The sequence below is a fragment of the Streptomonospora arabica genome, assembly GCF_039531585.1.
Lineage (GTDB): Bacteria > Actinomycetota > Actinomycetes > Streptosporangiales > Streptosporangiaceae > Streptomonospora > Streptomonospora halophila.
Window position 1 is genome coordinate 176,761 of record NZ_BAAAQI010000002.1, and the last position, 22,058, is coordinate 198,818.

Consider the following 22,058-nt stretch of genomic DNA (forward strand, 5'->3'; position numbering starts at 1 on the left):
CTTCTACCTTCCGTGCAGTTCGGGGTGCTCGTCGAAGGCGACGCGCTCGGCGTAGAGCGCCTCGATCTCGTCGTCGCTCAGGCCGGCGTCGGCGAGGACGTCTCTGGTGTGCTGGCCCAGCCAGGGGGCGGGGCCCTGGATACCGAACTCCAGTGAGCCGAACTTGGCGGGCGGGGAGATCGTCCGCATCGGACCGATGATGGGGTGATCCACTTCACTGATCATTCCACGCGCGATGATGTGCGGATCGTCCAGGGCCTCGGCATAGGTGAGCACGGGCCCGCCGGGCACACCGGCGCGGTCCAGGATCTTGATCCACTCGTCGGTCGTGCGGGCGGCGGTGACCTCCTCGATCTCCTCCTGGAGCTCGTCGATGTGCTCCATGCGCGCGGTCAGGGTGGCGAAGCGCTCGTCCTCCAGCCAGGCGGGCCGGTCGAGGGCGTCGACGACGAGGCGGCGCCACAGCCGGTCGTTGTTGGCGCCGATCGTCACGTAGCCGTCGGCGGTGCGGTAGGCCTGGTAGGGCGTGGAGCGGCGGTGCCGGGTACCGGTCGGCGCGGGCTGCTCGCCGCTGCCGAAGTAGGCGCCCGACTCCCAGACCGTCCAGGCCAGGCCCGCGTCGACGAGGGAGATGTCGATGTAGTCGCCCTCGCCGGTGGCGCGCCGGTTCAGCTCGGCGGCCAGGATCGAGTAGATGGCGGTGGCGCCGGCCGCGATGTCGTTGATCGCGATGCCCACCTTGGCGGGGCCGCCGTCGGGGTGGCCGGTCATCCGCATGAAGCCCACCGCACCCTGGGCCATGATGTCGAAGCCCGGCCGGTCGCGGTAGGGGCCGCTCTGGCCGAAACCGCTGATGGAGCAGTAGAGCAGTACCGGATTGGCCTCGCGCAGGGACTCGTAGTCGATGCCCAGCCGCTTGACCACGCCCGGCCGGAAGTTCTCGATGACCAGGTCGGCGCGCTCGGCCATGCGCAGGAAGGCGTCGCGGCCGCGCGGGTCCTTGAGGTCCAGGGAGACGCTGCGCTTGCTGCGGTTGGGCATGCCGAAGGGGTAGCTCTCGCCGTTGACCTTGGGCGCCAGCCGACGCGAGTCGTCCCCGGTCCCGGGCTGCTCCACCTTGACGACGTCGGCCCCCATCTCCGCCAGCACCATCGTGCAGTAGGGGCCGGAGAGGAAGCGGGTGAGGTCGAGAACCCGGAATCCGTCGAGTGGCTTCATCCACGCACCTGTTCCGTGATTTATCCCGTATAATGGGATGCGATCCCGTATAACAGGAACGTACGATTGCAAGCACGTTAACGTCAATGGGTTGGGCCGAATTGAGCGAGACGACCGAGGGCCGCACCGGCGCAGGTGCGAAGGACAACGGGGCCGCACGACCGGCCGTGCAGGCGATCGACCGCGCCGTCGCGATCCTGAAATGCTTCAGCCCCCGCCGGCCGGAGATGGGCATCAGCGACATCGCCCGCGCGACCGGGCTGTCGACCAGCACCACGCACCGCATCCTGGCGTCGATGCAGGCCAACGGGCTCGTCCGGCAGACAGCGCAGCGCCGCTACGCCCTGGGTCCCCTGCTGGTCCAGCTGGCCCGCAGCGGGGCGTTCCCCACGACGCTGCGCGATGCGGCCCTGGGCGCGATGCGCGAGCTGCGCGCGATCGTCGACGAGACGGTGGGGCTGCACGAACTGCTGCCGGGCAACGAGCGCGCCGTGATCGACCAGGTCGAGAGCCACCACGCACTGCGCCGCACCTACACCGAGCTGGGCGTGCCGATCCCCCTGGTCTACGGCGCGCCGGGCAAGGCCATGCTGGCGTTCCTGCCCCGTCCGGCGGCCGAGGAGCTGCTCGCCGGGCCGATCGACGCGGTGACCCCGGCGACGATCACCGATCCCGCCCGGCTGCGCATCGAGCTGGAGGCGATCCGCGAACGGGGCTATGCCCTGTCCTTCTCCGAGCGCACCCCCGGAATCCGCACCGTGGCGGCCCCCGTCTTCGACCACGAGTCCGGGGTGGCCGGCAGTATCAGCGTCAGCGCTCCCGAGTCGCGGATGCCCGAGGACCGCATGTTCGAGCTGGGCCCTGTCGTCGTGCGCACGGCCGGGGAGGTCTCCGAGGTACTCGGCTGCACCCGCGAGTGACCGCCGCGGCCGCGCGGGGCGGTCCCGCCGACGACGGAGCGCCCCCGGGCCGCGGAGGGTTCGGGGGCGCCGGAGCGGCTGCTCAGCGACCCAATGTGCGCGCTGACATTCGGAAACAATCCGGGACTTCACCGGATGCGTTCGCCTGAGTACACACGGCGCATTCGAAGGACCAAGAGGGGCGGACGCGCGCCGCAGACCGGGCGGCGGGGCTTACCGAAGGCGCCCAGAAGCCGCGCTGAGGGAGGCCGTCAGGTCACGGTCGGCGGCCCGAGCCGACCTCCCCGGCGGCGGTTCCGGCGCCCGCGCCCCTGGCGGCAAGTTCGGCGCGCAGCGACCGCACCTCCTCGGTCAGCTCCGCCATCTGCTTCTGCGTGGCCGCGGCGCTCTCCTGGCCCTCGTTGAACTTCTCCACGAACCACGAGGCCAGCGTCGCGGTGACCACACCCAGCAGGGCGATGCCCGCGGTGAACAGGACGCCGGCGACCAGGCGGCCCTCCGCGGTGACGGGGTACAGGTCGCCGTAGCCCACCGTCGTCACGGTGGTGGCCGCCCACCACAGCGCGTCGGGGAACGTCCGGATGACGGAACCGGCCACGCCCCGCTCGGCGTCGAGCACCGCCAGCGCGGCGCAGAACACGACGAGCACGGCGGCGGCCCCGGCGTACCTGGCGACGTTGGCGCGCAGGGTCAGCCCCGCCCGCTTGTCGAGCAGGCCGAGCACCATGATGATCTGCACCAGCCGCAGCGACCGCAGCATCGGCGCCACGAGTATCAGCAGGTCGAACCAGTTCCGCTTGGCGAACTCCCAACGCCGCGGAGCCAGGCGCAGCCGCACCAGGTAGTCGGCGCCGAACAGCACCCAGATGCCGAACATCGCCGCGTCGCAGGCCCTCTGCCAGCCCGCGGCGATGCCGGGGTCGATGATCGGCCAGGCGTAGGCGCCCAGGAACAGCGCCGCTGCCGCCATCATGGGCACGATCGTCAGCCGGCGCCACCGGTCCAGCGCCGCCTCGTCCGGCGGCGCTTCGCTGCGCAGGCCCTCCGCCTCAATCATGTGTACCCGCCCTTCGAGCCGTTTCACGGGGCGGCGGGGCGGTTCGACGGAGCGCCCGGCGCCGCCCCCGCCGATCCGCCGGCGGCAACGCTAGCAAGGGCGGTCGGGGCGGTGGCCGGGCGCGGCGCCGGGGCGCTACTTCACGGCACCCGCCGACAACCCGGAGACGAGGTGCCGCTGGACCAGCATGAAGGCGACGATCACCGGCAGGGAGATGGTCAGCGACGCGGCCAGCAACTCGTTCCACAGGGTGTCGGTCTGGCTCGTGTAGAGCTTGAGCCCGATGGACAGCGTGCGGGTCTCGGTATCGGTCAGCACCGAGGCGAACAGCACCTCTCCCCAGGCCGTGATGAAGGCGAACACGGCGACGGCGAGGATTCCCGGGCGCGCGACCGGCAGGATGATCCGGACGAGGGCCCCGATACGGCTGGTGCCGTCGATCATCGCCGCCTCCTCCAGGCCCTCGGGGATGGCCTGGAAGTACCCCGCCAGCATCCAGATCGAGAACGGCAGGGCGAAGGTCAGGTAGGTGATGATCAGCCCGAAGTAGGAGCCGGTCAGCTGGATGCCGAGGAGCTCCTCGCCCTGCACGAACATCAGGAACAGCGGCAGCAGGAACAGGATGCCGGGGAACATCTGGGTCGAGAGCACGGTCATGCTGAACACGCGCTTGCCGCGGAACCGCAGCCGTGCCAGCGGGTAGGCCGCCAGCACGGCGACGATCAGCGCCAGGACCGTCGCCGTGATCGTGACGATCAGGCTGTTGGTGAGGTAGCGCGCCAGCGGGATCGTCGACCACATGTCCACGTAGGGCTGGAAGGTGACGCGGTCGGGAACCCAGGTGAACAGCCCCCGGACGTTCTCCAGCGGCTTGACCGACGTCACCACCAGCACGTACAGCGGCATGACCGTGAACACGGTGAGGACGGTCAGGGTGATCCGGCGGAACCAGCGGAAGCCGGGTGTCTCAGTCATTGCTGCTCCCCTTGGGCAGGACCATCCGGACGTAGACGGCCGAGGCGATGATCAGTGCCACCAGCAGCAGCACGCTCATCGCGGCGCCGAGTCCGAAGTTCCAGTTGACGAAGGAGTGCTCGTAGATCAGCGGCGAGATCAGGCGTGCGCTGTCGGGCGAGGTGTCACCGAAGAGCAGGAAGGGGATGTTGAACTCGTTGAAGGTCCACAGCCCCATGACCAGCAGCACCACGGCGTTGGCGGGACGCACCATGGGCATCGTGATGCCGGTGAACCGCTTCCAGGTCGACGCGCCGTCGATCGCCGCGGCCTCGTACATGTCCTCGGGGATGCTCTGCAGCGCGGCGAGCAGCATCAGGAACGCGAACGGCCACAGCCGCCACACCGACACCACCACCAGCACCCAGAACGCGTTCTCGCCGATCAGCCAGAACGGCCGGTCGTCGAGCAGGCCGAGGTCCTGGACCAGCAGCCGGTTGATCATGCCGTCCCGGTGGTTGAACATGAACGCCCAGATGATGGCGGCCACGTAGACCGGCAGCGCGTAGGGCACCAGGAAGAGCGTGCGCAGCACCCCGCGCCCGCGGAACTTCGTGTTCAGCGAGACGGCGGCCGCCATGCCCAGCACCCAGGACAGCCCCACCACCAGGGCGGTGTACAAGGCGGTGCGGAACAGGCTCTGGAACAGGGCCGAACCGAGCGCGCCGCTGGGGTCGAGCCCCCGGACGAAGTTCTCCAGGCCCACGAACGGAGCCGACGTCCAGTTCCGGATGGTCAGCTGCGTGAGCGAGGTGAACGCGATGTAGATCCCCAGGATCATGGGGATGATGTGGATCAGCAGCTCCAGCACGGCCGCCGGCAGCACCATGCCGTAGGGCAGGAGCACACCCGGGCGGCGCGGGCGCCGCCTGCGGGACCCGCTCGCAGGCCCGGCCTCCGTCGGCGGGTCCTCCTCGGCCGCACCGGACCGCGGTTCTTCAGTGGTCGACATCTAGCGCCTCCATCGAACGGCCGCCCCGCCGCAAGGGGCGGGGCGGCCGGCGGACTGCACCGCCTAGTTCGCGGCGTCCATCTGGGTCTCGGCTTCCTTCATGGCGTCGCGGACGTCGGCCTCGGTGACCTTGCTGCCGGTCGCCGCGTCGGCGAAGAGCCCGGCGATCGACTCGCCGAGGACCGTCTCCATCTGGCCCTCCTCGGGGATCAGCGGCATCGGGGAGGCGTGCTCGGTGAGGATGGTGCGGAAGGTCTGCATGGACTCGCTCTGCAGCTCCTCGTTGTCGTAGGCCTTGGTGGCCACCGGCAGCGTCTGGAACTCCTGCGAGAGGTAGACCTGCTCCTCAGGGCTGGTCAGGTGCTCGACCAGCTGCAGCGCGCCCTCCTTGTTCTCGGTGTCGTTGAAGACGCTGATGTTGATGCCGGCCGCGTGGCTCTGGATGGGCTTGCCGGGCAGCGGGTCGAGCATCGGGACCTGGGCGACCTCGTAGTTGTCGAAGTCGCGGGCCGCCATGGTGGTGCGGGCACTGCCCTGCATCATGATCATGGCCGCCTTGCCGTCGACGAAGTCGCCGATGGACTGGGTGCCGTCGCTGAACTCGGCGTTGCTGGGGTCGACGATCTCCTCCTCGGCCATCATGTCGACCCACATCTTGACCGCGTCGACCTGCTCGGCGGAGGAGAAGTTGGGCCCGTCCTTCCAGAGCTGCCCGCCGTACTGCTGTCCCAGGATGTGCGCGAAGTGCGAGTTCTGCCGCTCGCTGCCGGCCTCCATCGCCAGGCCGTACTGGTCGGGCTTGCCGTCGCCGTCGGTGTCCTTGGTCAGCTTCTTCGCGGTGTCGACGAACTCCTCCCAGGTCGCGGGAGGCTCCTCGATGCCCGCATCCTCGAACATGGTGGGGTTGTAGAACAGCGCGTAGGACAGGCCGTAGAGCGGCACCGACGTCGGCGCCTCGCCCTCGGCGCCGCCGGTGGCGAAGCTGGTTTCGACGAAGCGGCCCTTGCCGCCCACCGCCTCCAGGTCGGCGCCCTCGTAGGGGACGAAGGCGCCGGTCTCCTGCAGGCTGGCCGCCCAGGTGTTGCCGATGTTGAGCACGTCGGGCGCGTCGCCGCTGCTGACCGCGGTGAGGATGCGGTTGTACAGCTCGCTCCAGGGGATGACCTCAAGCTCGACCTCGACGCCGGTCTCCTCGGTGAAGCGGTCGAGCGCGGGCTTGAGGACCTTCTTGTCCTCCTCCACGCTCGCCCCTTGGTTGCTGGCCCAGTAGGTCAGCGTCTGGTCTCCGGACTCCTCGCCGGAGCCGCCGCAGGCGGTCAGCGCGGCGACGAGACCGAGCGCGGTCGAGGCGGACAGTACTGCTTTGGCGGGAATCTTCACGACCATCTCCGTTTCTCTGTGGTCATGCGGGCCCGGCACCGTCTTCGGCGCGTGGCACGAGGACGGCCGACCCTGGACCGCATGGCCGGCGAGTCGGTAGGCGGGGGGCGGGGCTGGCGGACCGTGTGCTGCTCAGGCGGCCCTGACTACGTAAGTAAACCGGTTTACCGCGTGAGTGTAGGGGAGATCACTCCGGCACAGGAGAGGGGGTTACAGAGTCGTTACTTGTGTTACGCGGGGTCGCCGGACGAATCCCTGATGCAGAGCTCGCCGGTCAGCACCGTCGACAGGGGCGGCTCCTGGCCCTTGAGCATGTCGAGCAGGATGCGCGCGCCGGCGCTGCCCAGTGCGCGGTGTTTGCTGCGCACGGTCGTCATCGGCGGCGAGGCGAACGAGGCCAGGGGGATGTCGTCGAAGCCGGCCACCGCCATGTCGGCGGGGATGGCCAGGCCGGACTCGCCCAGCACCGAGTACCCGCCGATGGCCATGAGGTCGCTGCCGTAGAAGACGGCTGTGGGGCGCTCGCCGCCGCGCGCGAGGATGCGCTCGGTGGCCTGGGCCCCGCCGACGATGGTGTAGCCGCCGTACTCCACGGGGCCGGGTTCCAGCCCGAACTCGCGCATCGCCTGCTCCCAGTGGCGGCGGCGCTGTAGCGCGTGCAGCATGTGGCGGTCGCCCTGGACGTGGGCGATGCGGCGGTGGCCGGCGTCGGCGAAGCGGCGCACCAGGCCGCGGATCGCCTCTTCGGCGTCGTTGGTGATGGTGGGCAGGTCCGAGGAGCCCTCGGGCGCGCCGACCACGACGGCGGGTGCGCCCAGTCGGTGCAGCATCGCGGGGCGCTCGTCGTCCACCCGCAGGTCGGTCACGAGGAACCCGTCGACGAAGCGGTCGCCGAACAGCCGCTCGTAGGTGGCGGCCTCGGTCTGGGCGTCCGGCACGAAGCGGATGACCGTGGCGTGCTCCTCGCCGGAGAGCACGGACTCGATTCCGGACAGGAACGACGGGAAGAACGCGTCGAAGTCGAGGATCTCCGGGGAGCGGCGCACGACCAGGCCGATCGTGCCGAGCGGCTTGCCGTTGAGCGCGCGTGCGGCGTAGCTGGGACTCCACCCCAGCTCGACCGCCGCCTGGCGGATGCGGTCGCGCGTGCCGGTGCTGACGCCGGTGCCGCTGTTCAGCGCCCGCGAGACAGCACCCTTCGTCACGCCGGCGCGTCGGGCGACGTCGCTGATCGTGGGGCGCTTGCGTCCCGTGTTCCCGGCTGTCATGGGGATGATGGTAGCCCGCCGCACCGCGGGGACCTGTGGGCGCGTGTGCCGGGAGGGGCGGGGGATGCGAACGGGCCGGGGGAGGATCGGCGGGGATCGGCGGGGATCGGCGGGGCGCGCGATTGCGGAGCCGGGGGCGCGGGTAGATCGGCGTTCGCCGCCGATAGCAGGGGCAGCGGGGCAGCAGGGGCAGCGAGGCGAAGGGGCGGGGAGGGCGAGCAAGGTGAGGAGACCGGCGCCCCTCGAACAGTGAATCCAGCGATGAGTTCACGGCGCGGCCGGAGTCGGTAATCGGGTGGGCGGTCGGATGTTGGAAGAAGGCCCTCGCCATATCGCCGTCGGCACGGACGGCGAGGTCGGTACCGCCGCCCGCCCATCAGCACCCGCGTACCTACCGTCAATCACGAAAGGCGTCCCGATGCAGCAGCCCGCCAGCGGCCCCGCCGGCTTCGAGTCGGAGTTCGAGCCCGCGATCGTCGCCACCGAGAGCGTCACCACCGCCGTCATCCGCGGCACCGTCGCCCAGGACGACCTCCCGTCGTTCTACGACGGCTCGTTCCAGACGCTCGCCCCGACCATCGCCTCCCAGGGCGCTCAGATCACCGGCCCAGCGTTCGGCCTGTTCCGCGGCCTACCCAGCGACCCCGTCGACATCGAGGTCGGCTTCCCCACCGACCGCCCGATCGCCCCCTCCGGCGACGTCGCGGCCGGCACCCTGCCCGCCGGCCGAGTCGCCCGCATGGTCCACACCGGAGCCTTCGACAACCTCGCGCAGTCCTGGGCCCGCCTCTTCGCCTGGGTCGGCGACCAGGGCCACAACCCCACGACCACCCAATGGGAGGTCTACCTCACCGAACCCACCCCCGACATGAACCCCGACGACCTGCGAGTAGAACTCAACCTGCCGCTGGAAAGGTAGGACGTGAAACGAGGGCGCCTGTCAGGACCAGTCAGAGGGACGGGACGACCCCCCGACGCCCCGATGACGAGCCTCGTTAGCCCAATCACGACGCAGGTCAACGCGATCCAGCGTGCCCCGCGCGTCTCGACCGAGTGTCCTCCGAGGCGCGCCGCACTCGTCCGCCTGCGCAGTGAGGACAGTGAGGATTTCGGTGGCCTCTTGCAGTAGGAGCACCTGGTCGTGCTGGTCGATGAGGCGCCCCGGCTCCGCCGCCGGCGCTTGCGCGGCGCCGGCGGCCTGCGGCACCGGAATCGCCACCACCAAGCCGCCGACGCTGAAGTCGGCCGGTCGGCCCCTCCTGCCCCAAAGTCCGGTACGCCTCAACTCCCGCTCTCTTGGGCTCCAAGCCACCCCCGTTGTTGAACGCGTAGCACCGCGGCCCCACCCGAGCGCCGACCTGCTTCCACCGAACGCCATTCACCGATCGACACCAAACAAAAGCAACCAATTACGAACAAAATCAAGTAGACAGAATACAACAAACGAACACATGAAACCCAAACAGGCATATACCTCCAAGAAATTCACTCTCAGCCACTCGGTAATCACAGGTCCCAAAACCATCATTATTGACACCGAGGCACCCATAGACCTAGGCTTCCGACACACAAGAGATCAACCGAACGGCTTCGGTTGTTTTCGCCTCCCCGTTCCGGATGAGCTGCCAGCCTGAAGAACGGGTAACGGCGATGCCCGCTCGTCGCCACAAACCAGATAATGATCAGCGCCCAGGTCTGCTTATCCGACACGACAAAGGATGGCCTCGTCTATTGTCGACTCCAAGCCACGATCAGCAGGATCAGGATGTGGACCCACTCGACTACGAACTCGCGAAGGTCGAGCAGGCCATCGAAGACACGCTCGGTCTCGTCCGGCATGTCCGACAGCAGGGAGCCCTCCGACCGGCGGAATGGTTGGAAATCACAGCGGAAATCGGGCAGCGAATGGCCGATTCGCGTGACGCGCTCGCCGAGATCCGGCAAGGCATCCTGGGAGGGGCCCGCTCCTCGCTACTGCTGTACTTCCGCAACCATCCGGGGGAGTCGATCCCACCCCACCGTCTCGAAGGCGTCGCGGCCATACGCGCCTGGCCCCGGCGGATCCGCGAACTTCGCCAGGTGGGGTGGGAGATATCGATGGAAGGCTCCGGTCCGGAAGCGTGCTATCGCCTCGTATCGGACCGTCTGGAGCACGAGGTTGCCGCAAGCGAGGAGACGCTGGAGTCCGTGAAGGGCGCGAGCCCGATGGAGCGTCTGATCGAGTATCTGCTTCACATAAGTCCGTGGCCAGCGAGCCCTGCGCAGCTCGAACGCGTGGCCAGGGTGCCCACATGGCGCCAGGAGATCTACGAACTGATCGACCAAGGTTGGCTCATCGAGTCCCACGCCGACAATCCGGAGGATGTCCCGGAGGGTTCCTTTCGTCTCGCAAGTCTCGAAGACGACTGACCACTCGTTTCGCCCGTGTCGTGACTCCTTACCTTCTCCGCATAATCCCGGCTCATCCAGCCCGACCACATTTTTCATTTACCAGAAGCCCCCCATGTCCACCTACTCCAGCCGAAGGCGCCGCAGGTTTTCTTCCGGATGCAAACTTCGAGTGGTCGCAGAATATGAGACCTGCCGGGAGTGCTCTCCAAAGTCAAATCCTGAGGCCTAATCCGCATGGGTTGGCCGGTTAGTCGGGACGGACACCCTTCCGCCGTAACCCGTCTTCGAATTTCCTTAGCCAACTCCTTTTGAAATACAAAAATCCCCTATATCGGTATTCACAACCGATTTTTCACCGCTACCCCGAGGATCGGTCTCAGTGGACCCCATAGAAGAATCAGATAGGAACAGCGACTCCCTACTCACCTGGGCGACGGACGGTCAGGTCGTCGATGTTGTGACCAAGCAGTCGGAAAGTTGCCTGCGCTCGTACGAGGCAAACCCGACGCTCATTGAGGAGCATGCCAACATCGAACGCTCCATTACTCAAGGGGGCTATGGGCGTCGACAGCTCTATGAGCTGATCCAGAACGGTGCGGACGAGCTGCGTGGCGCGAACGACGGGCGCATCCAGGTGGTCCTGACCTCGCACGCGTTGTACTGCGCCAACAAGGGGAATCCGGTGACCCCCGAAGGGGCGGAGACGATACTCGCCTCGCATCTTTCCCGTAAGGCGGGCGCGGAGATCGGGCGATTCGGACTCGGTTTCAAATCGGTGCTCAGCGTATCGGATGAACCGCGCTTCCTGAGCCGATCCGGTTCGTTCGGATGGACGCGCGATCACGCTCGCCGACGTATCCGTGAGCGGGTCCCTGGAGACGGTCCGGTTCCGATTCTGCGGGTGGCCCGACCCGTCAACCCAATGGAGGAGCGAAGGGCGGATCCGGATCTCGACGACCTCATGGAGTGGGCCAGTACCATCGTCAAGCTGCCCCTGGCGGATGAACAGCACGCCGACCGCTTGGCGGCTGACCTGGAACACTTCCCGTCTGCGTTCGCGGTCTTCTCTCCGCATGTCGGCCACGTGATCTTGGAGGATCGCCGTCCTCCGATCGCGAACCTCCGGCGGGATATTCGCGTCAGCGGCGAAGGGAGTCATCGTCTTCTGCACGAGGTTAAGAGCGGCGAGGCATACGAAGATCCCGAGGAGTGGCGCGTTTTTCAGACCGTCCACCACCCCACGGTAACGGCCCGAAAAGCGGCCGGCGAATACCACGATCGACCCGAGGTTCCGCTCGCCTGGGCCGTTCCGGTCGGTCGCCCCCAAGATACCGGTGGCTTCTGGGCATTCTTCCCCACTACCTATGAGACGACCCTGCGCGGAATCCTCAATGCGCCGTGGAAGACAAACGAGGACAGGCAGAACCTCCTCAAGGACAACGCATTTAACGACGAACTGATGGATGCCGCGGCTCGGTTGGTCGTCGACGCGCTCCCCGAGCTCGCCACACCCGACGATCCGGGGCTTCCGTTGTCGCTGATCACCGCACGCGGACGCGAATCCCGGAACTGGGCGGACAAGCAATTGACCGACCAGGTTTATAAGGCGGCCGGCCATCGCCCCTCTCTCCCGGACCTGGACGGACAGCTTCGAGCTCCAGCGGAGATCCACCTCCAGCCGCCGGAGCTGACGCGGACCCGGGAAAAGCCGGAGGCCCATTGGTTGGAGAAGTGGGCCGGCCATCCCGGACGACCGAGCAACTGGTGTCATCACTCCGTCCTCGACACCGTCCGCCGATCGCGCGTCGAGACCATCATGGAGCGCGCCCAGCGCAAGCCCGCAAGTGTTGAGGAGTGGTTGGAGGCTCTGGTCGAGGACCGTACGGCGGCGGCATCGGCGGTCGCCGTGTCGATCGTGGCCGGCATGGTCACGGAGGGCCGCCCCTACGCGGATCAGGCGCGGCAAGCGAAGATTCTGCGCACGTCACAGGGCGAGATTGTGGCGCCGGCCAACGGCGAGGTCTTCCGGCGATCCTCACTGGACGAGGTCACCGGCGACCTGAAGTTCGTGGATCCCGAGCTGGAACGGGACTCCGAGATCGCTGAGTGCCTGGAGACCCTCGGTGTGCGTGAGGACAACGCGTTCGGCCGCTTCGCCGCGGAGATCAATCACGGAGTCGCGTCCTACGAGACGGACGACTGGCACCGGTTCTGGCGCCTGGCTCGCCAGGTAGGCCCACGCCACGTCGTCGGCCTCCTACATGAGCACGGGATCGCTCCCAAGGATCTCAAGGTTCGCAACCGGGCGGGCGTCTTCGTCCCGATGGCCGAGTGCCTGCTACCGGGCCGCGTGGTCCGCCCGGCCGACGAGGAGGACTGTTCGATCACGCTCGATGACACCGAGCATCGGGACGACATGGGGTTGCTCCGTGAACTCGGTATGTCCGACGTGCCGCTTGCGGAGGTCGACCCCGTCGACGAGCGTTGGTTCGCCGACTACAAGGAAGAGAAGATCGAGTCCTACTACGCTTCGCTCCCTTCCGACCTGCCACGACCTGGTAGGGGCCGCGTCCGTGTCGTCGGTGCCAACCCCGCAGGCAGTCTCGGCCTGGTCCGTCGGTTGAGCCGGGCGGCGTGCACCCGCTTCATCGGCGAGCTCCCCACCGAGGGTCTCGTCACCGCGTGGACGGTCCACGCCGAGACCCGACCGAACGACGATCCGCATTGGGTTGAGTCGCCCCTCCTGTGGATGCTCCGGCGGGACGGTTTTCTGAACACCTCGTTGGGGCCCTTCCCGGTGGACGTGTGCGTGGGGCCGGAGCTCGGTGAGCACTCTCGCGTCCTTCCCGTCGCCGAGGTCGACGAAAGCCTGAGCGAGGCACTGCGACTCGCCCGCACCCTGGAGAGGGTCAAGGGCAAGACCTGGTCCGCCGCTTTCGAACACGCAAAGGCCGCCCGGAGCCCGGTGGAGACCGGAATGCTCTACGCCCTGGCGAGCACGCAGCTGAGCAGCCCCGGCAGAGTGTCCTGCCATGAGGGCCAGAGCTGGTGCGAGGTCCCCACCAGGAACATCGCGGTTGCCCTCGACGACACCCAATACGGCCGGCTGCGGGAACACGGGGAGCCGGTGGTTCTGGCTCCCGACGAGGAAAGCGCGCAGCGTCTCGTCGAACTCTGGGGAATGAAGACGTTCTCCGACGTCTACAAGGCCGAGTACCGCGCGACGCCCGTCGGTGTCGGCACCCCCCTCGAGGACGTCTTCCCTCTGATGAAGTGGAAGGACGGCCGCCCGCTGCGGGGCCTCGAGTTGGTGCGGTGCACCGATCTGGAACGGCTCGTCAGCACGCCTTCCGGGCAGACCACGGAGTCGGCGACGATCGGGCATGCGGAGAACACCGTCTACTGGGAGGTCCAAGGCGAACACGACGACGCAGCTCTGCTCCGCGAGCTGAGTAGGCTACTCAACCTCGGCCTCACCGACAACGACGTCAGTGAGATCCTCCGCAACCGCGAGCAGCGGAAGCACCAGGACTTCCTGGTCGACGTCCGCAGAAGGACCGGTCTCGCCGAGAAGCTTGTGGCGATGCTGGGGCGTGAGACTTTACAGGAGGCACTCCCGCAAGGGCTCATCTCAGCAGTCGAGGCCGAGGAGGGCGAGGTGACCGAGCGCATGCTCGGCGAACTCGCACTGACCGTCTACGGCCCGGAGGTCCTGCGAAAGTTCCGAAGCAGGCTCGAGGAACGCGGTTTCGCGGTGCCGGCCCAGCTCGCCGGCGGCCACGAGGCACGTGCGTTCGTCACCGACCTCGGGTTCCCCGTGGGGTACGCGGGAATGCGTCAGCCGCAACCCGATCCGGTGGTCACCGTTCACGGTCCCACGGACTTCCAAGAGCTGCACCTCTACCAACGACACATGGTGGCTCGCGTGCTGGAGACCCTCCGGGCCAGGCCCGCAAAGCGCGGACTGCTGAGTCTGCCCACGGGAGCGGGTAAGACCCGGGTCGCCATCGAAGCCCTTGTTCAATGGCTCCGCTCCTCCCCGGCGGATTCGGCCCCGCTTCCGGTCCTGTGGATCGCCCAGACGGAGGAGCTCTGCGAACAGGCGGTCCAGTCCTGGCAGTACGTGTGGCGTCACATCGGACCGCCGGACGGGGAACTCACCATCAATCGTCTGTGGAGTGGAAACGAGGCGATCCCCGTCGACGACGGCTTCCACGTCGTCGTGGCCACCGACGCCAAGCTTGACTCGGTACTGGAGACCGACGCCTACACGTGGCTGCGTAACGCCCGGGCGGTCGTCGTCGACGAGGCTCACGTGTCGATCAGTCCGCGCTACACGTCCGTGCTGGAGGCCCTCGGGCTTAGCAGGCACCGGACCCGCTGCCCGCTCATCGGCCTGACCGCCACACCTTTCCGAGGCACTCGCCCTCAAGAGGGCAACGCGGAGGAGACCTCCCGGCTTGTCCGGCGTTATCAACAGACCCGCCTGGACTTGGACAACGACGGTTCCGAGATCCTCGGCGTGGACCCGTATGCACGCCTTCAGGAGCTCGGCGTCCTGAGCAAGGTGAGCCATCGAGAGTTGGAAGGCGTGACCCTCGACCTCGACGGCGGTGAGCGCGCCGAGCTCGAGTCCAGGCGCCGGCTCCCCGGATCGGCGGAGAGACGACTCGGTCTGAACTCCGCTCGAAACCGCAGACTACTCGCCGCCGTTCAAGAGCTTCCCGAGGACTGGCCGGTTCTTCTTTTCGCCACGTCCGTCGCACACGCACAGATCATGGCAGCGCTGCTCAGCCGCAAGGGAATACCCGCCGCGTCGATCGACAGCAAGTCCGACCCCGGAGCCCGGCGACACACCATCGAACGCTTCGGCCGGCGGAAGATCCGGGTCCTCGCCAACTACGGGGTCTTGGCCCAAGGCTTCGACGCCCCCGCCACTAGGGCCGTGATCGTCGCCCGCCCCACTTACAGCCCCAACCTTTACCAACAGATGATCGGCCGAGGGCTGCGCGGTCCGCTCAACGGCGGCAAGGAGGAGTGCCTCATCATCAACGTCGCCGACAACATCACAAACTTCGGCGAACGGCTTGCTTTCCGCGACTTCGAGTACCTGTGGAAGAGATGATGCCCGAAGAACCGGAGCTGACCGCCGAACAGCGGAGTCTCGTCGAACAACCCGCGTCCGCGCGCGTGCTGGTCACCGCGGGTGCCGGCTCGGGTAAGACGATGTCCCTCGTTCACAGGGTCGCCCAGCTGCTCGAAGACGGGTTGGACGCCGTCGACGTCCTCGTCCTGAGTTTCTCCCGCGCCGCAGTCCGCGAGGTCCGCAACCGTCTGAGAAACGCGGAGGGTGCCTCCGGAAACGTGGACGTCCGAACGTTCGACTCCTACGCGACGTGGCTGTTGTCCGAGCTCGATCCCGACGGTTCATGGAAGGAGAAGAGTTTTGAAGGTCGCATCGAGGCGGCCACCCATCTGATCAGAGACGACGAGGATGCGACCGAACTGGTCTCGGAGGTTCGCCATCTGGTCGTCGATGAGGTTCAGGACCTCGTCGGCGCCCGTGCGGAACTCGTCAAGGCGCTCCTGGAGTCTGACGTCGAGGGTTTCACCCTTCTCGGTGACCCCGCTCAGGGCATCTACGGTTTTCAGGTCGAGGATCGGGCCGAGCGTCTTCAGGGAGCTGCGGCCCTGTACGAGTGGATCCGGACAAGGTTCGACGACCTTGCCGAGTTCACGCTTTCCGCCAACTTCAGGGCCAGGGAGCCGGAGGCGAGGGCCGCCTTGGATCTCGGCCCGCAGGTCGGCGAGGTCGACGCCGTCTTTCCCCCACTACTTCACGAGCTTCGCACTCGCCTGCTCAGTGGCGACACTCTTGGCACGCTGGACGACGCGGCCCGAGTACTCGCGGGCCGGAACTCGTCGACCGCGATCTTGTGCAGGACCAACGCTCAGACTCTACTGATCTCGCGGAGACTCCACGAACTCGGCGTACCTCACCGTCTCCAGCGCGCCGCCGAGGATCGAGTGCTGCCGTCGTGGGTCGCCACGATCTACCGTGAGCTCGCGTCGAAGGGGCCGGCCAAGGAGGAGGTGCTGAGGGCTCTGGCCAATGCGGAAACGGACCCGGGCGATGCGTGGAGACTGCTCAAACGAACGGCCGCAGACCGCCGGGGCGAGACGCTCGACCTCGTGGCCCTGCGTCGCAAGCTGGCCGTGGGCACCGTACCCGACGAACTGACCCAACCGCCCTCGGATTCGCTGGTCGTGTCGACCGTGCATCGGGTGAAGGGCTTGGAGTTCGATCAGGTCGTCATCGTGGATCCCGGTCATCCACGGGACGGAGTCGTGGAGCAGGCCGAGCACACGCGCCTGTTGTACGTGGCGATGACACGACCGCGCGATCTGCTGTGCCTGATCAAGCCCGTCGACGACCTTGCGACGGGATACCTCAAGCCGCTGCCGGACGGTCGATGGGCCGACGTTGGGTTCAAGGCCGGCCCGCGCTTCGGCATGGAGATTCGTGGTTCCGACGTCCACGCCGACGATCCGGCGGGCAGCGTCGGTTACTCGGCGGAGCCGGCCGACGTTCAGAACCATCTGGCCACCCGCGTTCATGCCGGTGACGACATCCGACTTCGACGGGCGCCTGATACCACCCTTGAGGAGCCCCACTACATCGTCGATCACGCCGGAGAACCCATCGGGGTTACCTCCGAGTCCTTCGCCAGGGGAATGCGAACACTCGTCGGGAGAGGGCGAAGGCTCCCCGAGGAAGTCACGAACCTTCGCGTCGACTGTGTTGAAACGGTCGTCGGCCGAGAGGCCGCGGCTGTCAACGTCGGGCTCGGGTGGTCGGGCGTGTGGTTGCGTCCGCGAATCGTGGGCTTGGGAAGGCTCGTCTGGGGAGACAAGGAGAAACGGTGACCACCACTGGCTTCGACAGGCACTATGCATTCCGTGACGAGCTCGTCGGTCGGCTCGAAAGAGACGTGGTCGGCCCCGGCGGCGAGGACGAGACCATCTCCGACCCCCCGATCACCAAGTACGCGGCAGGCATCCTGTTTCCGCAATCGCAGGACGCCGTCGGCGACGAGGTCCCGCCCGAGGAGGAACCCGAGGGACACCACGCCGGCGAGACGGTCGATCCCGCGGTGACGATGGCGAACGTTCGCTATCCGTCCTCGATGGGACTGACCTTCGCCGTCGATACGTCGCTCTCCGACGGGATTGAGATCGAGGTCGAGGCGGCCCGCTACACCCTCGAACAGTCCTCGGAGGGACGACGCGGCCGAACCGGTGCGGTGGCCGAGGAGCTCTGGAGACGCCACGCCCTCGCCATCGAGAAACGGACTCTGCCCCTGCGACCGGGGGCGGAGCCGACTCCCGGTTCGGAACCGGCAGACGGGCTCGATCTCTACTGTCTCGTTCGCCCCCCTGACCAACACGGGGTCGCTGCGGTGACGGTGGCTCTGCTGAACAGGAATCGCGTCGGCCCCACGGAACGACGCGACGAGCATGCGTTCCTCCAACCACGCATCACGGTCAGAGCCGTGGAGGGGCGGAAGTCCCCGTTCGTCGAACGTCCGTCGCCCAATGCCACCGGTGCCGACGAGGAGCTCGAGTCCTATCGGCTCCTCTACCGCCACGCCCCGACCTTCGCCGTCGGTCACGGTTGCGCGGTCGAGTGGGAACAACACACGTTCCCGATCAACGATCTCACCGGGGCCGCGGGGACCAGTTGGATCCGGACCACCTTCGTCCCTGAATACGACCTGCGCCTGACCGACTCCAACCCCGCTATCGACACGCGACGATTGCGGATGGACTACCTTGCCAACACCGCCTCCGACGCCGAGATCGTCTCCGTGCTTCGTGAACTGACCAACGGCTACCGCCAATGGATACGGGAGCGTCGCGATCAGACCTCTGAGCCGGCCGAGCCGAGCCTCAGGGCCGTTGCCACAGAGCACCTGGACAAGTGCACCACGGCCTGCGATCGCATGGACGCCGGCATCGACCTCCTCGCCGAAGCCGGGGATCGCACCGCGATGGAGGCGTTCCGACTCGCCAACCGCACCATGGCCACTCAGCGGGCCCGTACGGACTGGCTAAGATCGGAGGACAGATCATCCCGGACACCTGATGAGGAAAGCCCTTCCTGGCGACCGTTCCAGATCGCCTTCATCCTGCTCTCCCTGTGCGGCGTGGCCGACCGGAAGCACAAGGACCGCGACGTCGCCGACGTGCTGTGGTTTCCGACGGGTGGAGGAAAGACCGAGGCGTACCTCGGCCTGATCGCGTTCGCGACGTTCCTGAGACGGTTGCGCGACCCCGCCCACGGAGGTGGCGTCACGGTCCTGATGCGATACACCCTCCGGCTGCTGACCGTGCAGCAGTTTGAACGGGCGGCGCTACTCATGTGCTGCATGGAACGGCTACGGCGCAATGCCCCCGACCGTCTGGGGCGTACCGAGATCTCAATCGGCATGTGGGTGGGCCGCGGATCGACGCCGAACACCCTCAAGGAGGCCAAGGCCTCCCTCAACAAATTGAGGCGGGGCGAGCAGGTACAGGAGGAGAACCCCGTACAGCTGAGATCGTGTTCCTGGTGCGGCAACGCGCTCGACCACGGTAATTATCGGGTCGAGGAGGAACACCTGGTCATCTCCTGCGGCGATCCGGCGTGCGAATTCGCCGACGGGCTCCCGGTACACGTAGTCGACGACACGATTTATGCCGCGCGCCCCACGCTCATCATCGCCACCGCCGACAAATTCGCCGGCCTTCCGTGGAAGCCGATGATCGGTAGCCTCTTCAACCACGAAACGAGTGCCCCCCCGCCCGAGCTGATCATCCAGGACGAACTGCACCTGATCTCCGGCCCCCTCGGGACCTTGGCCGGCCTGTACGAGACGACGGTCGACGTTCTCGGAGATCGTCCGAAGATCGTCGCGTCCACGGCGACCATCCGACGCGCCGTCCACCAGGGGCGCGCACTCTTCGATCGCAGCGTCGAACAGTTTCCGCCGCCCGGGCTGGATGCACGGGACTCATACTTTTCGGTCGAGACACCGCCGTCCGACAAGGCCGATCGTCGATACGTCGGCCTGATGGCACCGGCCACGAGCCAGACCTCTCTCCTGGTACGCGCCTACGCCGCCCTACTGCACCACGCGCAGGCCATCGACGGAGACGACGAGATCCGCGACGCCTACTGGACTCTGCTGGGCTACTTCAACAGCCTGCGTCTGCTCGCGGGCGCGAGGCTTCAGGTACAGGACGACGTCAACGACCGTCTTGACCTCCTCAGCCGAACCTTGAATCAACCACGCAGGGAGATCGGGCGCGACATCGAGCTCACCAGCCGCGAACCTTCAAGTGCGATACCCGGGCATCTCCAGGATATGGAGACGCCGTATCCCGACGCACTCGGTGTCATCCTTGCCACCAACATGATCTCGGTCGGCGTCGACGTGAACCGCCTCGGGCTGATGGTGGTCATGGGCCAGCCTCAGTCCACCTCCGAGTACATCCAGGCAACCAGTCGCGTGGGACGAAAGTGGCCGGGACTGGTGGTAACGCTGTTCAACTCGGGACGTTCACGGGACCGATCTCACTATGAGAGTTTCACGAGCTACCATTCGGCCCTATACCGCCAGGTCGAGGCCACAAGCGTGACCCCTTTCTCCGCTCGGGCAAGGGATCGAGGTCTACACGCCACGGTTGTGGCCCTGGCCCGACTCCTGATCCCCCGTGCACGCCCCGCGGAGGCGGCCGCCGCGATCGCCGACTTCGACGATGAGCTCCGCGCCGTATGCGATCGAGTGCTGAACCGTGTCGCGCGGGTCGCGGGAGAGGACGAGCGCGACGCGACACAGCATCAGATCGACGAAATAATCCAACAATGGCACAGACTCGCGGAGGAAAACCCTGACCTGGGATACGGCAACTACCGGAGCCCCGGGTTGTTGATCGACGCGGGCAGATGGGACGAGTCCGACGACGAGGTCGGTGACCTCTTTCCCACTCTGTGGAGTTTGCGCGACGTGGATGTGGAATCGACCGTCTACCTGGACAGGGGGACGCGGTGAGAAGACGACCCCTCGGCGGAGTTCGCCGGGCTCAGATGATCACCACCTATGGCGTCGGCTCCATGATCGCCATCGGCGGAGAGTCGTTTATGGTGGCCGGGATCAACAGATGGCCCGACGACATCCATGAACAAACAATCAACGAAAGCCGTCTCGAAAAACGGTTCGGTGTGGACTACTTCCGTCTTCCTCCGGCGTCCGAGAGCGAGAAGTACGGGGACGTCCCCGTAGTAAGGTTCCCCGAGCGCCACTCCTGCCCGGAGTGCAGGCGACTCGCCGACGCCCGGTTCTTCGGCGCCTCGGCGAGCCCCGCAAAATGCAAGAACTGCGACAGGGAACTTGTCCCCTCTCGATTCGTCGTGTGTTGCCCCAAGGGGCACATCTCCGACTTCCCTTATTTCGAGTGGTTGCACAAGGGAAGAGCCGCCGGTCCTTCATCGGAAACGAAGCATGAACTCAGCCTCAAAGCCGGAGGGCGCAGCGCTTCGTTGGGCGACATCGAGATCTCCTGCTCGTGCGAGGTGCCCCCGGTCACCATGGAGGGAGCACTGCGGAAGGGGGCGCTGCACGGAATCACCGCTTGCAGAGGACGACGCCCATGGCTCGTCGACGTGAAAGACGAGCTCTGCGACGAGTCCCCCCGAGCCATGCAGCGCGGTTCTTCGGCCGTCTGGTTCTCCGACGTTCATTCGGCCATATCGATTCCGCCGTGGTCGGAAGGTGTACAGAAGCTCGTCGGCAAACACTGGCGTTCCCTCCGCAACGCCCCCGATCCGGTCGACCGGATCAAGGAACTCGAGCTGGCGGACGACCGAAGATTCAGTGTCGAGGAGCTTGCCTACGCCGTCGAGCAACGACGGCGCGAGGAATCCGGGGAAAACCTGTCCTCGGATTCCGAATTGAAGTCCGCGGAATATCAGGCGTTGCTCAGAGAGACGAAGGAGAGGTCTCGTGACCAGGACTTCGTCTGCGTACCCTGGCAGGACTCCCCCGGCCTGGAGGGCCTCGCCGTCGACCGCGTCATGCGTGTCAAACGGCTGCGTGAGGTGCGGGTTCTTCAGGGGTTCACACGGATCGCCCCGCCCAGCCCGGTGGCCCCTGAGCGCCGCTCGAAGCTCCATCCGGAGGACGATCCCCCCAACTGGCTGCCAGCCATCGAGGTCATCGGTGAGGGTGTCTTTCTCCGCATCGACGAGGAGAAGCTTCTCCGGTGGGAATCGCGGCCGGAGGTCGTCGAGCGGGTCGGGGTCGTCGACACCGCATATCGCGAGCGATTCGTGCGGGCCGACCAGACGCCCGACCGTACGATATCTCCCCGCTTCATGATGATCCACACGCTGGCACACATCGTCCTCAACGAGTGGAGCCTCGACTCGGGGTACCCCGCAGCATCGCTACGCGAGCGGCTCTACGCCGACGGCGGCATGTCGGGGTTCCTCGTCTACACGGCCACCAGCGACTCAGCCGGCAGTCTCGGCGGCATCGTCGCCCAAGTGGAGTCGGGCAACCTCGGAGCCTCCATACGGGCGGCGCTGGACCGAGCGTCCTGGTGCTCAGCGGACCCGCTCTGCATGGAGGCCCACACCGGCGGAACCGACAATCTCAACCGCGCCGCGTGCCACGCCTGCGTCCTGCTGCCGGAGACGAGCTGCGAGGAGTTCAACACGCTCCTGGATCGTGCGCTTCTCGTCGGCACCGCTCAGCAACCCGGGATCGGTTTCTTCAGCCTTTGACGAGTGCGGGCGGGTCGCACCGGTGGCCCAC

13 protein-coding genes are annotated in these 22,058 nt (G+C 66.8%); 7 read left to right on the top strand and 6 right to left on the bottom strand.

Going from position 1 to position 22,058, the window contains the following annotated elements; translation table 11 throughout:
- Positions 1–3: 3 nt before the first annotated feature.
- Positions 4–1,218 (bottom strand): CaiB/BaiF CoA transferase family protein, encoded by a 1,215-nt coding sequence (locus ABD284_RS03910; protein WP_344140953.1) that lies wholly within the window; start codon positions 1,216–1,218, stop codon positions 4–6.
- A gap of 86 nt (positions 1,219–1,304) precedes the next feature.
- Here ABD284_RS03910 and ABD284_RS03915 point away from each other — a divergent pair, with 86 nt between their 5' ends.
- On the top strand, positions 1,305–2,138 hold the full coding sequence (locus ABD284_RS03915) for an IclR family transcriptional regulator (RefSeq protein ID WP_344140954.1): 834 nt from the start codon (positions 1,305–1,307) through the stop codon (positions 2,136–2,138).
- Between the two features lie 256 nt (positions 2,139–2,394).
- Here ABD284_RS03915 and ABD284_RS03920 read toward each other — a convergent pair whose 3' ends face one another.
- The 5 genes from ABD284_RS03920 to ABD284_RS03940 all read right to left on the bottom strand — a co-directional run bounded on the left by ABD284_RS03920 (position 2,395) and on the right by ABD284_RS03940 (position 7,809).
- A complete protein-coding gene (locus ABD284_RS03920) occupies positions 2,395–3,195 on the bottom strand; it encodes a potassium channel family protein (protein WP_344140956.1) in 801 nt (266 codons plus the stop codon).
- Positions 3,196–3,330: 135 nt separating this feature from the next.
- Positions 3,331–4,170, bottom strand: coding sequence for a carbohydrate ABC transporter permease (locus ABD284_RS03925; protein WP_344140957.1), 840 nt, complete (start codon positions 4,168–4,170; stop codon positions 3,331–3,333).
- The gene (locus ABD284_RS03930) at positions 4,163–5,161 is read right to left on the bottom strand and encodes a carbohydrate ABC transporter permease (RefSeq protein ID WP_344140958.1); all 999 of its coding nucleotides are present in this window, start codon (positions 5,159–5,161) and stop codon (positions 4,163–4,165) included. Before ABD284_RS03930 ends, ABD284_RS03925 begins: the two co-directional genes overlap by 8 nt.
- A 63-nt stretch (positions 5,162–5,224) precedes the next feature.
- Positions 5,225–6,547, bottom strand: coding sequence for an extracellular solute-binding protein (locus ABD284_RS03935; protein WP_344140959.1), 1,323 nt, complete (start codon positions 6,545–6,547; stop codon positions 5,225–5,227).
- Positions 6,548–6,771: 224 nt separating this feature from the next.
- A complete protein-coding gene (locus ABD284_RS03940; protein ID WP_344140960.1) occupies positions 6,772–7,809 on the bottom strand; it encodes a LacI family DNA-binding transcriptional regulator in 1,038 nt (345 codons plus the stop codon).
- A 418-nt stretch (positions 7,810–8,227) separates the two neighbouring features.
- Here ABD284_RS03940 and ABD284_RS03945 point away from each other — a divergent pair, with 418 nt between their 5' ends.
- From ABD284_RS03945 to drmB, 6 genes are all read left to right on the top strand, one after another.
- A complete protein-coding gene (locus ABD284_RS03945; protein ID WP_344140962.1) occupies positions 8,228–8,728 on the top strand; it encodes a GyrI-like domain-containing protein in 501 nt (166 codons plus the stop codon).
- A gap of 848 nt (positions 8,729–9,576) precedes the next feature.
- Positions 9,577–10,218 carry a hypothetical protein gene (locus ABD284_RS03950; RefSeq protein WP_344140963.1) on the top strand — a complete coding sequence of 214 codons (642 nt, stop codon included), beginning with the start codon at positions 9,577–9,579 and terminating at the stop codon, positions 10,216–10,218.
- A gap of 361 nt (positions 10,219–10,579) precedes the next feature.
- Complete coding sequence (locus ABD284_RS03955; RefSeq protein WP_344140964.1) at positions 10,580–15,325, top strand: DEAD/DEAH box helicase; 4,746 nt, start codon at positions 10,580–10,582, stop codon at positions 15,323–15,325.
- A complete protein-coding gene (locus ABD284_RS03960; protein WP_344140965.1) occupies positions 15,325–17,127 on the top strand; it encodes a UvrD-helicase domain-containing protein in 1,803 nt (600 codons plus the stop codon). Before ABD284_RS03955 ends, ABD284_RS03960 begins: the two co-directional genes overlap by 1 nt.
- Positions 17,124–20,294, top strand: a complete 3,171-nt coding sequence (locus tag ABD284_RS03965) for a helicase-related protein (RefSeq protein WP_344140966.1) — start codon at positions 17,124–17,126, stop codon at positions 20,292–20,294. Before ABD284_RS03960 ends, ABD284_RS03965 begins: the two co-directional genes overlap by 4 nt.
- Positions 20,291–22,027, top strand: coding sequence for a DrmB family protein (drmB, locus tag ABD284_RS03970; RefSeq protein WP_344140967.1), 1,737 nt, complete (start codon positions 20,291–20,293; stop codon positions 22,025–22,027). The genes ABD284_RS03965 and drmB overlap by 4 nt, the downstream gene beginning before the upstream one ends.
- Positions 22,028–22,058 lie beyond the last annotated feature (31 nt).